We start from the raw sequence: 14,942 nt of genomic DNA on the forward strand, positions 1-14,942 counted from the left end.
GGTCTGTGCATTTATACTTTTACCACTTTAATATTCATCTGTATCTTAAAGTGGTATCGATATATAAATATCATGGCTTTAATAAGCTGATCAATTTTTGAGTTGATGCTGCTAAGCCAACCGATGCAGTTGTGGCTAAATTGTACCACTGTTGTTGGTTGTTTTCGTTGATTTCTTTTGTTGGTAATTGTTCACAATCAATCACTACTGGCGATATATCTAAATGAAAGTGACTAAAGGTATGGCGAAATTTTACTAAGGGTACAACGGACGTTTGTTTCAAGTGGAGCTTCGCTAATAATGCGGCAATCTCTTCTTCGTGCTGGACCTCTAAAAAACACCATAAACCTCCCCATATGCCACTTGGCGGACGTTTCTCTAATAATACTTGCTGGTTAATACGAGGTATCACCATAATAGTTTGCTTTTCTGGAATGATTTTCTTTGGTTTTTTTTGTGGGTAACTACTTTGTTCATTCAGTGAAAAAGCTAAGCAAGTGTCACTTAACGGGCACAGCTCACATTTAGGTTTACTGCGAGTACAAATAAGTGCGCCTAGATCCATCATCGCTTGATTAAACTGCGCAACACCTTCTTTGGGCGTTAATACCTCAGCAATCGGCCATAACGCTTTTTCATACTTACTCTGACCATTATGGCCTTCAACCATATAACAACGAGCTAATACCCGTTTTACATTACCATCTAAAATAGCGTGATGCTTATTCAATGCCAAACTTAAAATTGCACCAGCCGTTGAACGACCAATACCCGGTAGAGCAATAACTTGTTCAATGTCCTCAGGAAAAGTACCTTGGTATTGCTGAGTAATTATTTTTGCTGTTTTATGTAAATTACGAGCTCGAGCGTAATAACCTAATCCTGTCCAGTGATGTAAAACGTTATCTTCATCGGCATTAGCTAAATCGGTAATTGTTGGGAAACTGTCCATAAAACGATGATAGTACGGAATAACCGTTGCTACCTGTGTTTGTTGCAGCATTATTTCAGAGATCCATACACGGTATGGGGTTTTATTGTGCTGCCAAGGTAAGTGCTTTCTGCCTTGGGCTTGATACCAGTCGAGTGTTTGCGTGGCAAAAAACTGTGCTGATTTCGGTGATATTTGAGTTTTATTTGTCATAGCGACTTAGTTTACCTAATAAACGGGCACGAATAAATGTGCATTTTTTATTGCAAAAATTTATAATGCCATTATGCTCTCGTCCATATTAATCTCGAGATTATCACTCGAAATATACTTGCTAAGATTTAAGGAATTAAAATGAAATTAAATGCTAAAAACCGTAACCGCCGTTTACGTAAAAAATTACGTGTTGATGAATACCAAGAATTAGGTTTTGACGTCGCTTTTAAATTAGCTGACGGTACAGACAATGATACGGTTGATACTTTTTTGAATAACTTTTTTAATGAAGTTATTCAACCTAATGGTTTAGGTTTTGGCGGTGAAGGCGATGTTTTATGGCATGGTATCGTTTGTACTCAAAATATCGGTAAGTGTACCGATGAACATCGTACCGCTGTAGAATCTTGGTTGAATGAAAATGGCGCTACAGCAGTAGCTGTTAGTGATCTTTACGATGTTTGGTGGGCTGAATAACTTTATTCATCATAAATGAACTTTACCCGGCATTGTCAGCATTTTTCAGTGCCATTACTTATGTACAATAAGTGCAGACTCTGAAAATTTTGGCTGCTTTGTTTAAAGCGCATTTATTTAGAATAAAACTTGGATTATATTGAAGAAATATATGGTAGATAAAACTGAAAACACCCACAAAAGCATTGAAGAAGCTGAAAAAGAAGGCAAATATATTCGCAAAGTACGTAGTTTTGTTAAGCGCGAAGGGCGATTAACAAAAGGACAAGCGAATGCATTGGAGCAATTTTGGCCAACAATGGGCTTAAACCATCTTGATGGAATGATTGATTTTGCTCACTTATTTAATAACAGCAATCCTATTATCTTAGAAATTGGTTTTGGCATGGGTAAATCTTTAGTCGAAATGGCAAAAAATGCCCCAGAACTAAATTTTGTTGGTGTTGAAGTGCATCGTCCGGGTGTTGGCGCTTGTATTTCATTAGCAGATGAAGAAGGCGTTCATAATTTAAAGGTTTTTGAACACGATGCGATAGAAGTGCTTGCTGACTGTATTCCTAATAGTTCATTAACGACCGTGCAATTGTTTTTTCCTGATCCTTGGCATAAAAAGAAGCATCATAAACGTCGAATTGTTTCGTTAGAATTTGTCGAAACTATTCGTCAAAAGCTAAAGGTGGGTGGTGTTTTTCATATGGCTACTGACTGGGAAAATTACGCAGAATGCATGATTGAAGATATGAACTCAGCGCCGGGCTATAAAAACTTAGCCACCGATGGTGACTTTGTGCCACGTCCTGATTCTCGGCCATTAACGAAATTTGAAAACCGTGGTCATAACTTAGGTCATGGCGTTTGGGATATTCAATTTAAACGCCAAGATTAATCTAGAATGGACAGTTAATTTAAGTACTCTTGTTCAACGTGAAAAAGATGCTGGCTATTACGTAAGTTGCCGGTGTCTTTTAACCACTGCGTACTAATGATTTCTCGTTGCAAGGCGGCTTGCAAAATACGCACTTTATACTGCGACCAATAATAAATCGTTGCTTGTTGATGAATTTCGTTATTTGGAAAAATATCACTTCTGCTTTCTTCTAATTCGGCTAAAATATCAGCAATAACTTTTGGCTTTAACTCTTTTTCTATCTGTAGCTTAAATTTAGTGAAACGTTTTGCTTTAACTAATAACCATGCCATCCACAATATTACGGCAACAGCAAAAACAAATAAAATATCTATACTCATAACTGATTTATTCTATAAAAACATTGTGGGCATCTTATCAGTCAAATTGAATTTGGCTAAAGCTTATTTTTATTTTATAACTCGGGTATTTACAAAAATTAAACCGCTAGCCCTCTTAACTCTATGTTAGGTTAATTAAACGCTGAACTGTGCTTGTTCATGCATCAGTAACTTTGCTTTTAAAGCTAAACCACCAGCATAACCTGTTAATTTTCCATTGGTGCCTATAACACGATGGCAAGGGATAATTAAAGCGATCGGGTTTTTTCCGTTTGCTGCGCCAACCGCTCGTACGGCCTTTTCATTATTAATTTTTTTTGCTATCCATAAATAACTTTTGGTCTCACCTTGTTTGACAGTCAGCAATGCTTGCCATACTTTTTGCTGAAATGGTGTACCTTGTGGTGCAAGTGCCAAGTCGAAGACAGTACGATGACCAGAAAAATATTCTGCAAGCTGTTGAACCACTCGGGTAAAATGAGTAGGGCTCTCTGTGTAACTTTCATCAATAATCAGCGGTAAAGCGCCATCTTGAAAAGCAAGCGCCGTTAGCCCTTGGTCATTAGCGGTTAATGCGATATTGCCGTAAGGAGAAGGGGTGATAGTAAAGTACATATTTATTCCTTTGTTAAAGCATAACTCATGAAATATTGTGAGGATAAATAACTATTTTAAAGATAATTAACGATAATGCACAGCACTAAAATTGCTTCTTCAGTTAAAGCGCTAAACTAAAATAAAGCATAAGTCGTTTTGTGTCAGCCATTATTTATTAGTGGCTAACTTGTTACGGTATTGTCGTGCAATAACTTTTAAAATATCACGCCAACTGATAATACCAATAGGTTGCATTTCATCATTTACAATCGGCAGACATGAAAGGTGATTGTCATGAAACATTAATACTGCGTCATTCAAACTGACTTCTGCCTTGGCTGTTGTTAGGTCTCTGTTCATGATGAGGTGTAGCTTCTTTTGTAACATTGAATGGTCACGGGGCGTTTCGTTTTTAGTGCCAATTGTTGGACTTAAATGCTTGTATATATCTCTATCGGTGACCACCCCGACAAGTTGTTTATCACAAAGTATCAAAATATGGTGAATGCTGTGTTGGTCAAATATTGCTTTTGCTTTACTTAAATCATCGTCAAGTTCTAAGGTAATTAAGTCTGTCGACATAATTTTACTTAAGCTCATCATTCTCTCCTAATATTTGATTTTTGTTTGCTCATCACGATAAACAAAACTTTGTTAATTAACAATAATCTTTTAGTCAAAACTACCTCTTTAGTGATTTATATAAAACTAATTGTTGGCTGTCACAAAAGTGTCATACAACTGTCTTATAATTCATATCGTACTAAAGTCTCCATAATTGAAGGTGTTTAAGTGGCAATTGCATTAAAATCGACTGGCCCACGTCAGTTGAAAAATACATTAGCACAATGGTTAATAACGGTAGGCGGTATAAGTGTTTTGTTTACACTGGTGCTGATCTTTTTATATTTACTCTATGTGATAAAACCTATTTTTGAGTCGGCAACAATAGAGCCTGTTGGTCAATTTGAAATCAGTACCACGGCACCCACGTTATCTGCGGGTGTTGATGAACTAAAAGAAATCGCTTTTCAGATTACTCAGCAAGGTGATATTAACTTTTATCAGCTCGTCAAAAGTGCTGCTCATGAAAAAGGTACGTTAGTACTCAGTGAAAACTTATTGAGTGATGATAAAACCTTAATTAATGTTGTTAATTCTGGTGTAGAAAAGAAACTACTCATTGATAGTGACGGCAACATGCAGCTTATTGCCGCTAAATTCTTTTCTAATTTTGATTCGGGTACACGAGAAATTATTCCTAGTGTTGCCTATCCGTTAGGAGAAGAGTCGATAGCCGTTGACGAGAGTGGCGAAGTTCTTACTGAACTTTCATTTGGTATGAATGATGAAAAAGCGGTTTTTGTTGCGTTTACGCAAGACCAGCGTTTAATTAAGACCAGCTTAATTGCAGAAGATGACTTTACTTACGACAGCGCTTACGAAACTATTTATCAAGAAATTGATTTTCCTGCTGATCATGTTAACGAAATCCTAGTGACTCCTGATATGGGCTTAGCTTTTGTTCGTAGTGATGATCAAGTTTTTGTTTTTGATCTTACCGATGAAGATGACGTTGAACTTAAAGCCACAATTATTCCCTCTTTAGAACAAACCAGAAGCAAACCCCATCATGTTACAGCAATGGCATTACTTTCTGGTAGTAGCTCAATCTTATTAGGTAGCAGTGCGGGTAAAGTTACACAATGGTTTGAAGTGGCTACTGACGATGGTCGTCAATTTAAAAATGTTCGTAGCTTTAACGTTAGTGATACCGAAGCTGTTACTCAAATTCATACCGAACAATTTCGTAAAAGTTTCTATACTTTAACGACCTCAGGAAATATGGGGGTTTTCTACACCACCAGTGAAGCTGATTTATGGCGTGGTCAACTAACAACTACCGAACCTAGCGTATTTGCAATTTCTCCTCGCGCTGATGGTTTAGTCGTGATTGACGAAAACCAGCTGAAAATATTCAGCGTTGAAAATGAACACCCCGAAGTTACTTGGAGTGCTTTGTGGGAAGAAGTTTGGTACGAAGGTTACCCAGAGCCCGAGTATATTTGGCAGTCAACTTCCGGTTCAGATGATTTCGAAGGTAAGTTTTCTTTAGTACCCATTTCATTTGGTACCATGAAAGCGGCCATGTACGCGATGTTATTTGCTGTGCCTATTGCGTTAAGTGCTGCGATTTATACCGCTTACTTTATGACCCCTGGTATGCGCCGAAAAGTTAAGCCAACAATTGAGTTAATGGAAGCATTGCCAACAGTTATCTTAGGGTTCTTGGCGGGTTTATGGTTAGCACCAATAATCGAAAATTATTTGCCAGCAATCGCAATGCTATTAATTATGTTACCGCTTTCAGTCTTTGTAACTGCATTTGCTTGGCATAAACTGCCTAAAGATATGAAAAATACTATTCCTGAAACATGGGCGCCGATCATACTTGTTCCTGTCTTGTTAATTGCCGGTGGTAGTGCATTTTTGTTATCTCCTTTCTTTGAAACCTTGTTTTTTGGTGGCGATGTTCGTCAGTATATTACTAACGACCTCGGTATTGACTTTGACCAACGTAATTCATTAGTGGTTGGTTTAGCGATGGGATTTGCCGTTATACCGACCATTTTTTCTATGGCAGAAGATGCAATATTTAGTGTACCTAAACATTTAACCAGTGGTTCACTCGCTTTGGGGGCTACACAATGGCAAACGCTTGCGAAAGTTGTTTTGTTAACCGCTAGTCCAGGTATTTTTTCTGCAGTGATGATGGGCTTAGGCCGTGCAGTAGGCGAAACCATGATAGTGCTGATGGCGACGGGTAATACTCCAATTTTAGATTGGAGTATCTTCCAAGGTATGCGTACCTTAGCAGCAAATATTGCTGTAGAAATGCCAGAATCCGAGGTAGGGAGTTCGCATTATCGAATTCTATTTTTAGCTGCTTTTGTTTTATTTGTTTTCACCTTTATTTTTAACACGTTTGCTGAGCTGATACGTCAGCGCTTACGTGAAAAATACAGCTCGTTATAGTTAAGGAACTGAGTTTATGAATAGTTGGTTTAAATCTGGTTCTCCGTGGGTGTGGTTGTCTGCTGGCGGAGTAAGTATCAGTTTAATTTCAGTTCTAGGTTTATTGTGGTTAATTGCTTCACGTGGTTTATCTTACTTTTGGCCTGCAGACATTTATCAATTTGAGACGGTTAATGAAAAAGGCCAAGCAGTTACCGTTATTGGTGAGATATACGATCGTGAAAGCCTGCCAAGCAAGCAGTTATCGCATTTAAATTTAGGTTTAGATCCTACTAAAGAAACCATTGAGCGAATTTTAGTGAAAACGGGTAACCGTGAATTAGTTAATCTAGATTTTCGCTGGTTGTTAATGCCGCTTATTAACAAAACCACCATGCCTGAAGATGTTGTGGTGATTGAACGTCGCACCAATGGTAATTTTTATGGCTTCATTGAAGGGATTATCTTAGATGGTCAGCCTGAAGGCCTAGACAAAATGGCTGAGTTGCTGGAACGTGTTGATAATTTTCAAGACGAAATGGACGAATTACAAAAAGTTGATATCGGCGCCATCAATTATCAAATAGAACGCTTACGACTGAAAAAGCGTAAACATAAACTTGATGAGACCTTAACCGTTGAGCGCGAACAAGAAATTGATGCAGAAGTTGCTCGTTATAACGCTGATTACCAAGTACTAGAAAAACAGTTAATGGCTATCCGTGACAAAGTATCTCGTGATCAACTTGTGGTACGCGCTATGGGCGGTGAGGTTATTGAGATAAATTTTGAAGAAATACTCAAAGTTACTTATAACAATAAACTGTCTGTTTTTGGCCGAGCTGCGGTATTTATTCAGCAAATAGGCAGTTTCTTAATTGATGACCCACGAGAAGCAAATACCGAAGGTGGCGTTTTTCCTGCAATATTTGGTACTGTTTTAATGGTTTTACTGATGACAGTCATTGTTTCTCCTATGGGCGTTATAGCGGCTATTTACTTACATGAATATGCGGGTAAAAATGCCCTGACTAAACTACTTCGTATCGCTGTTATTAACTTAGCAGGTGTACCGTCAATCGTTTATGGGGTGTTCGGTTTAGGTTTCTTTGTTTACATGGTGGGTGGTAGTTTAGATCAACTGTTTTATGCCGAGACACTGCCTAGTCCAACTTTTGGTACGCCAGGTGTTATGTGGTCTGCTATTACTCTAGCGATACTAACATTACCGGTTGTTATTGTTTCAACCGAAGAAGGCCTATCACGCATTCCTTCAGCTATGCGTCACGGGTCTTTAGCGCTAGGTGCAACCAAAGCAGAAACGTTATGGCGTATTATTCTACCGATTGCTAGTCCAGCAATTATGACGGGTATCATTTTAGCGATTGCTCGTGCGGCCGGTGAAGTTGCACCACTGATGCTAGTTGGTGTTGTAAAAATGGCGCCAAATTTACCGCTTGATGGTAACTTCCCATATTTACATTTAGACCGTAAGTTTATGCATTTAGGTTTTCATATTTATGATGTAGGCTTCCAAAGCCCTAATGTTGAAGCGGCAAGACCATTAGTTTTTGCAACCGCATTTTTATTGGTGACAATTATTGTCTCACTGAATATGACAGCGGTTACCATACGTAACCGTTTAAGAGAAAAATATCGCATGTTAGAGCATTAATTTTATTGAAGAATACCATTCTTATTTTAGTTAAATATACTGACATAAGAATGGCTCAAAATATAAAGTAAAAAAGTTTTAACAGTCACGAACAAAATTTAAGCATTGAAAGAGAAAACTATGATTTCAGTCAGCCCAAGAACATTAGATCCAAAAGTTAAACTTGATCTTAACAACTTATCGCCAGAACAAGTGGCGTTAGAAATTAAAAATTTAAACCTATACTATGGTGACAAACAAGCACTACAAAATATCAGCATGTCTATTCCTAAAGGACAAGTTACCGCGTTTATTGGTCCTAGTGGTTGTGGTAAATCTACGTTGTTACGTTGTATTAACCGTATGAACGACTTGGTTGATATATGTAAGATTGAAGGTGAAATTAATCTTCATGGCGAAAATATTTATGGAAAACATGTTGATGTTGCAGCGCTGCGTCGTCAAGTAGGTATGGTTTTTCAACGACCTAATCCATTCCCTAAAAGCATTTATGAAAATGTTGTCTATGGTTTACGTATTATGGGCGAAAATAATCGCCGTGTATTGGATGAAGCCGCAGAAGTTGCGCTGCGAAGTGCGGCATTATGGAATGAAGTAAAAGACCGTTTGCACGATAGTGCACTGGGACTTTCTGGTGGTCAACAGCAACGTTTAGTGATTGCTCGCGCCATTGCGATTAAGCCAGAAGTTTTATTGCTTGATGAACCTACTTCGGCACTTGACCCTATTTCAACATTGACGATTGAAGAATTGATTAATGACTTAAAAAAGCAGTTTACTGTGGTCATTGTTACCCATAATATGCAACAAGCTGCACGTGTTTCAGATCAAACAGCATTTATGTACATGGGTGACTTAATTGAATACAGCGATACTAATACGCTGTTTACCACGCCGGCAAAAAAGAAAACTGAAGATTATATTACTGGCCGTTACGGTTAATAGAGACGATTAATATTCTACTTTTAATATAGAATAACAAGGAAAAACAATGGATAACATCAATCTTGGTCGTCATATATCAGGCCAGTTTAACGAAGATTTAGAAAATGTCATCAACCATGTCATGCATATGGGTGGTCTGGTTGAAAAACAATTAAGCGATTCACTCACGGCTGTTTATGATGCGGATGAAGTCTTGGCAAAAAATGTCTTAGCGAACGATTATAAAATTAATGCCCTAGAAGTCAGTATTGACGATGAATGTACACGCATCATAGCTAAGCGTCAGCCAGCTGCTGGCGATTTACGTTTAATTATGGCTATTGTAAAAACAATTGCTGATTTAGAGCGTATCGGCGACGAAGCACAGAAAATTGCTCGGGTAGCACTCGAAAACTTCTCTGGAGAGCAAAAAGCGCTATTACTTAATTTAGATAATTTAGGTCGTAAGGTTTTAGAATTTTTACAAGCAACTCTTGATGCTTTTACACGTATGGATGTCGACTCAGCTGTTTTAACTCATGGCAATGACGAGAAGATTGATCGTGAATACGAGGCGCTAATGCGCCAATTAATGACTTACATGATGGAAGACCCGCGTTCTATCCCACAAATAATGAGTGTTATCTGGTCAGCTCGTGCTTTAGAACGTATTGGTGACCGTTGTCAAAATATTTGCGAATACATTATCTATTTTGTCAAAGGAAAAGATGTTCGCCACACAACAGCTGAAGATATTAAATCTTTGTAAATTTGGAAAAAGCCGCTACGTTTAAATAACTTTCTATATACCTGTTATGTTTCGACAAATCATAGCTATATCTAGTTAAAAGCACAGGAATTGTCAGGTGATCGTGATAAAACGCTTGAAGATCGTGTTAAATGGGTTAATATCCGCGACGAATAATAACAAAGAGCAATTTGGCTCTGGGAATAAATTATGGCTAGAAATTCAATACTAGGTGTCTTTGCAAAATCACCTATTAAACCATTAGAAAAACACATTCGATTGGTCACTAAGTGTTGTAATCAACTAACTCCTTTCTTTGCTGCTTGTGCTGAACAAGATTGGTCAAAAGCAGGGAAACTTCGCAGTAAAATCTCAAAATATGAACGCGACGCAGACAAATTAAAACGCGAAATACGCCTTGAACTTCCGGGTGGCTTATTTATGCCTGTTGATCGTGCTGATTTGTTAGAGTTACTTTCACAACAAGACAAAATTGCTAATAAAGCAAAAGATATTGCCGGACGTATTTTAGGACGCAAACTGATAATACCAGAAACACTACAAGATTCTTTTGTGGCGTATGTTGCTCGAAATATTGAAGCCGCAGAAAAAGCAGCTGACGCGATTAATGAATTAGACGACTTATTAGAAACAGGTTTTCGTGGTCGAGAAGTAGCATTGGTTGAGAAGATGATTAACCAATTAGATGAAATAGAAGATGATACAGACGGCATGCAAATTAAATTGCGTAGCGACTTATTGGCGATTGAGAATGACTTAAATCCTATTGATGTAATGTTTTTATATCAAATTATTGAATGGATAGGTGATTTAGCCGATTTAGCCGAACGTGTTGGTGCTCGTTTAGAAATTTTACTGGCTAGAAAATAAGGCTTATTCATGGATATATTATTAACACATGGCCCTATGTTGGTCATTATTGCCGGCGTTGTTGGTTTCTTTATGGCGTGGGGCATTGGTGCAAACGATGTGGCTAACGCAATGGGTACATCAGTTGGCTCTAAAGCGCTAACGATTAAACAAGCTATTATCATCGCGATGATTTTTGAATTTGCTGGTGCATATTTAGCGGGTGGTGAAGTTACTTCAACTATTCGTAAGGGTATTATTGATGCTTCTTACTTTGTTGATAGTCCGGAATTACTTGTTTTTGGTATGATTTCAGCATTATTTGCTGCTGCTACTTGGTTACTTATTGCTTCTATTTTAGGTTGGCCAGTATCTACAACACACTCAATTGTTGGCGCCATTGTTGGTTTTGCTGCCGTTGGTGTTAGTGTTGATGCTGTTGAATGGGCTAAGGTTATCGGTATAGTAGGTAGCTGGATAATTACGCCACTTATCTCAGGTATTATTGCATTTATTATTTTTAACAGCGCACAAAAATTAATTTTTGATACGGATAACCCATTAATTCAAGCTAAACGTTGGGTACCTTTTTACATGTTTTTAGCGGGCTTCGTACTTGCTTTAGTCACTATTAAGAAAGGTTTGAAGCATTTAGGCTTAGACATCGGCTCTGTTGAGGGTTATGTATATGCAATTATTGCCGCAGTTATTGTCGCTATTATAGGTAAAATATTCATAAACCGTTTAGAATTTGATGAAAGTGCTGCGAAGAAAACACATTATGCCAACGTAGAAAAAGTATTTGCGGTATTAATGATCGTTACTGCCTGTGCAATGGCATTTGCTCATGGTTCAAACGATGTTGCTAATGCGATTGGTCCACTAGCTGCGGTAGTAAGTATTGTTGGTAATGACGGTCAAATTGCAGCTAAATCAGCTATCGCATGGTGGATTTTACCACTAGGTGGTTTTGGTATTGTTGCTGGTCTTGCATTATTTGGTCACAGAGTTATTGCAACCATAGGTAATGGCATTACACATTTAACGCCAAGCCGTGGTTTTGCAGCTGAATTAGCAGCAGCATGTACAGTTGTTATCGCTTCAGGAACAGGTTTACCTATCTCAACCACACAAACGTTAGTAGGCGCTGTGTTAGGTGTAGGTATGGCTCGTGGTATTGCTGCAATTAACTTAACGGTTGTGCGTAATATTGTTGTTTCTTGGGTTGTTACCTTACCGGTTGGTGCAGGTTTATCTATCATTTTCTTCTGGGGAATGGTGGCAATTTTCACCTAGGCACACTTAGAAAATTTACTTTTAAAAAACCAACATTGATGTTGGTTTTTTTTATTTAAACTCCTGAATTTGTAAACTTTCAGTGGTAACCACTATATAATTAAAAAGTGATTAGGTAATGCTTGCCTGAACCACTATTACCCTATATTATAACGCCTCTTTGATGTTCTTTAGAATTTCAAACTGCCTTGATAGCTCAGTCGGTAGAGCAGAGGATTGAAAATCCTCGTGTCCCTGGTTCGATTCCGGGTCAAGGCACCATATTTCTCTTTATTGAGACGAAAAAGCCCACAAGCAATTGTGGGCTTTTTTTGTTTACACAGAAAAATTTATTTTCAATTAAATGAGTATCACTTCACTAAATTCCCGTTTTATATCAAACTTTCTTAATAGACATTATGTTATAAATATTGCCCTTGATATCTCTAGAACTTAATGATGATGAGTACAAAACAAGCGGATGAATCATTAGGCATTTTTTTTGCTTCATGGAGTGAAAAAAGAGCAGGGCGAATACCTGGTAATATCCCTATTTGGGTAGGAATATTATCTGAGTTAACAGAGTTTGGTATTTTTTTTGTCGCCTATTTTATCGCTAAAGTATATTATCCTGAGATATTTTCTCGTGGCCCACAAAGCTTAAATACAACTATAGGTGTATTGAACACTATTGTTTTGTTGTCTAGCAGTTACTTTATGGCTAAGGCCATGGCTAGTGTCCGAGTTAATAATTTAGTGAAATGCGAACGGTTTTTATGGCTTGCTCTACTTTGTGGCTGTAGTTATTTATGCTTAAAAACCTGGGAATTTCACTGGAATGACTTACAAGGATATAGCACTAACACCAATGAATTTTTCACTGTCTATTACTACATGACGTTTAATCATTTTTTACATGTTGGCTGGGCCTCATGTGCCATATTATGGGTGATCTTCAGGCTAAGAAAAGGGGCATATTCAGCAAAAAGTCACACAGGTTTAGAGGCACTAGCTGTGTATTGGCATATGATTGACTTAATGTGGATCCTGATTTTTCCATTATTATATGTATTAAGGTAGCGTTGAAATATGAAAGGTATTGGAAAATTAGAATACTACTTAGTGGTATTAATTTTAATTACTTTGTTGAACACTTTTTTAGGTGAAAACTTTCAGTCAACGACAGTTGTTAGTGTTTTAGTTGCAATAACAATAATGTGCAAAGGTATTGTCGTTATTGATCACTTCATGGAACTTAAGGGGGCACATAGGTATTTGAGACTAATGATGAAAACTTACTTTGTAATATTCCCTTCGTTAATCATATTAACTGTTTTTTACTGAGCTAAGCGTCTTATTGACGTTTACTTAGTTATGGGTTTAATCATCCAAATTGAAAACTAATACCACTCACCGTTTTATTCAGGTTATTCATCGCAATAAATTTTTTGAAAGTAAACTTTTGTAAAGTCATTACAGCTTTTGATTAATACTGATTACAATTAAAGCATTAAAAATACTATAAGTGGTTTCATCTTTTATGGAAAACCGTTTTCGAATACAGATCAAACACAGTGTTATGACTGTCCTAGCAACAACCCTGTTGTTGGCTTGCTCGAGTACATCTGAGCTTGATAAAAATATTAGAAATATTAACTTACCTGCGACTTGGCAACAAAGTGAACAGAATTTGCAAGTTGAAAATAACTGGCTAGAACAGCTTGATAGTCCTCAAGTTCAACAATTAGTGAGAACAGCACTAGCATCAAATCACCAATTAAAAATTCAAGCGTATAATGTTGAAATTCAAAAGCAACAACTGATCATTTCTGGCAGTACACTTTGGCCATCGCTTGACTTGTCTTTGCGTTCGGGTCGAAATAAATACAATGACTCTGATACTTACACTAATTCAAGTTCAGTTAATTTGAATTTAACTTATGAACTTGATTTATGGGGGAAACTATCTTCAGCTGACCAACAAGCTAACTTAACGTTTATGGCTGAACAGTCGAATTTTGAGCAAAGTAAACAGCAATTAGTGGTTGATGTTGTCACTACGTGGTTCGCGGTTGTTGAGGCAGAAAAGCTACTGTCACTTTATCAAGCTCGTGTAAAAAACTCCCAACAAAATTTAGACATTATTGAATCAGGCTATAACAGTGGCTTAAGTGAAGCACTTGATGTTTACCTAACACGTAATGAGCTAAACAATGAGTTAACTCGTGTTTGGGAACAAAAAACAGTAAAAACTCAATTAATTAGACAGTTGGAACGTTTAGTTGGTGAGTATCCCACAGGAACATTGTTAGTTGATGCTGATTTACCGCTACTAACCTCTGATATTCCCTTAGGATTGCCATCGGAGCTTATTAGCAGAAAACCTGAGTTAAAGTCTAGTTGGTATTTACTACTTGCTAAAGATGCTGGCCTCGCTTATGCACACAAACAACGTTTTCCAAGCCTAAGTTTAACAGCGTCGGTAGGAGACAGCGGTATTGATATAGATGACTTGCTATCAGGATCATCATTAGCATGGTCATTGTTTGGAAATATTTCTGCACCACTATTCAATGCTGGTCGTTTGGCTGCTAATGAAGAACAAGCGCGGTTAGCATTGAAACAAAACGAACAGCAATATCTTGAGCACTTATATAATGCATTTACTGAGGTTGAGAATGCGGTGACCCAAGAAAAAAGTTTAAAAAATAGCTATAAAAGTATGTTAGCTGCACAAGAAAATGCCAAAGTTGCCGCGACACTTTCTTTTGAACAATATCAAAGTGGTTTGGTTAATTATACTACGGTGCTTGATGCTCAATCACGATCGTTTGATGCACAAAGTACCTTGATAAAGCTTAAAAATCGCTTGATTGCCAATCGCATACAACTACATTTAGCACTCGGTGGCGACTTTACTGTGCCTGAGAAAACTGCCACAACTATTAATCCAAAGGCTGAATAAT

Annotated in this window: 15 protein-coding genes and 1 tRNA gene; 12 read left to right on the forward strand and 4 right to left on the reverse strand. The window is 37.5% G+C overall.

Translation table 11 applies throughout. The features are described 5' to 3' along the window. Window positions 1-70: 70 nt before the first annotated feature. Window positions 71-1,144 (reverse strand): A/G-specific adenine glycosylase, encoded by a 1,074-nt coding sequence (gene mutY, locus H4J62_RS00475; protein ID WP_182213464.1) that lies wholly within the window; start codon window positions 1,142-1,144, stop codon window positions 71-73. Between the two features lie 141 nt (window positions 1,145-1,285). Here mutY and H4J62_RS00480 point away from each other — a divergent pair, with 141 nt between their 5' ends. Then, window positions 1,286-1,624, forward strand: coding sequence for a 50S ribosome-binding protein YggL (locus tag H4J62_RS00480; RefSeq protein ID WP_182176192.1), 339 nt, complete (start codon window positions 1,286-1,288; stop codon window positions 1,622-1,624). A gap of 151 nt (window positions 1,625-1,775) precedes the next feature. Then, a complete protein-coding gene (trmB, locus tag H4J62_RS00485) occupies window positions 1,776-2,510 on the forward strand; it encodes a tRNA (guanosine(46)-N7)-methyltransferase TrmB (RefSeq protein ID WP_182213466.1) in 735 nt (244 codons plus the stop codon). A gap of 14 nt (window positions 2,511-2,524) precedes the next feature. On the opposite strand, the gene H4J62_RS00490 is transcribed toward trmB, so the two are convergent. The 3 genes from H4J62_RS00490 to H4J62_RS00500 form a co-directional block, all read right to left on the reverse strand. Further along, complete coding sequence (locus H4J62_RS00490) at window positions 2,525-2,872, reverse strand: hypothetical protein (RefSeq protein ID WP_220465200.1); 348 nt, start codon at window positions 2,870-2,872, stop codon at window positions 2,525-2,527. A gap of 135 nt (window positions 2,873-3,007) precedes the next feature. Then, a complete protein-coding gene (locus H4J62_RS00495; RefSeq protein WP_182213467.1) occupies window positions 3,008-3,487 on the reverse strand; it encodes a methylated-DNA--[protein]-cysteine S-methyltransferase in 480 nt (159 codons plus the stop codon). A 150-nt stretch (window positions 3,488-3,637) separates the two neighbouring features. Further along, a complete protein-coding gene (locus H4J62_RS00500) occupies window positions 3,638-4,069 on the reverse strand; it encodes a CBS domain-containing protein (protein ID WP_182213469.1) in 432 nt (143 codons plus the stop codon). Window positions 4,070-4,261: 192 nt separating this feature from the next. Here H4J62_RS00500 and H4J62_RS00505 point away from each other — a divergent pair, with 192 nt between their 5' ends. The 10 genes from H4J62_RS00505 to H4J62_RS00550 all read left to right on the forward strand — a co-directional run bounded on the left by H4J62_RS00505 (window position 4,262) and on the right by H4J62_RS00550 (window position 14,941). Beyond that, window positions 4,262-6,505 (forward strand): ABC transporter permease subunit, encoded by a 2,244-nt coding sequence (locus H4J62_RS00505; RefSeq protein WP_310733496.1) that lies wholly within the window; start codon window positions 4,262-4,264, stop codon window positions 6,503-6,505. Between the two features lie 16 nt (window positions 6,506-6,521). Next, entirely contained in the window at window positions 6,522-8,159 is a 1,638-nt protein-coding gene (gene pstA, locus H4J62_RS00510) for a phosphate ABC transporter permease PstA (RefSeq protein WP_182213470.1), read from the forward strand. 120 nt (window positions 8,160-8,279) lie between these two features. Further along, window positions 8,280-9,101 (forward strand): phosphate ABC transporter ATP-binding protein PstB, encoded by an 822-nt coding sequence (gene pstB, locus H4J62_RS00515; protein ID WP_070374673.1) that lies wholly within the window; start codon window positions 8,280-8,282, stop codon window positions 9,099-9,101. A gap of 49 nt (window positions 9,102-9,150) precedes the next feature. Beyond that, window positions 9,151-9,852 (forward strand): phosphate signaling complex protein PhoU, encoded by a 702-nt coding sequence (gene phoU / locus H4J62_RS00520; protein ID WP_182176185.1) that lies wholly within the window; start codon window positions 9,151-9,153, stop codon window positions 9,850-9,852. 189 nt (window positions 9,853-10,041) lie between these two features. Then, a complete protein-coding gene (locus tag H4J62_RS00525; RefSeq protein WP_146799161.1) occupies window positions 10,042-10,722 on the forward strand; it encodes a TIGR00153 family protein in 681 nt (226 codons plus the stop codon). A 9-nt stretch (window positions 10,723-10,731) separates the two neighbouring features. After that, complete coding sequence (locus tag H4J62_RS00530; protein ID WP_182213472.1) at window positions 10,732-11,997, forward strand: inorganic phosphate transporter; 1,266 nt, start codon at window positions 10,732-10,734, stop codon at window positions 11,995-11,997. Between the two features lie 185 nt (window positions 11,998-12,182). Further along, window positions 12,183-12,258 (forward strand) — tRNA-Phe (locus tag H4J62_RS00535). A 177-nt stretch (window positions 12,259-12,435) separates the two neighbouring features. Next, entirely contained in the window at window positions 12,436-13,056 is a 621-nt protein-coding gene (locus H4J62_RS00540; RefSeq protein ID WP_259364626.1) for a cytochrome c oxidase subunit 3 family protein, read from the forward strand. Window positions 13,057-13,065: 9 nt separating this feature from the next. Then, the gene (locus H4J62_RS00545) at window positions 13,066-13,320 is read left to right on the forward strand and encodes a cytochrome C oxidase subunit IV family protein (RefSeq protein ID WP_182213473.1); all 255 of its coding nucleotides are present in this window, start codon (window positions 13,066-13,068) and stop codon (window positions 13,318-13,320) included. Window positions 13,321-13,516: 196 nt separating this feature from the next. Then, entirely contained in the window at window positions 13,517-14,941 is a 1,425-nt protein-coding gene (locus H4J62_RS00550) for a TolC family protein (protein WP_182213475.1), read from the forward strand. The last annotated feature ends 1 nt before the right edge of the window (window position 14,942 follow it).

The organism is Colwellia sp. BRX8-5 (genome assembly GCF_014077325.1).
Lineage (GTDB): Bacteria > Pseudomonadota > Gammaproteobacteria > Enterobacterales > Alteromonadaceae > Colwellia_A.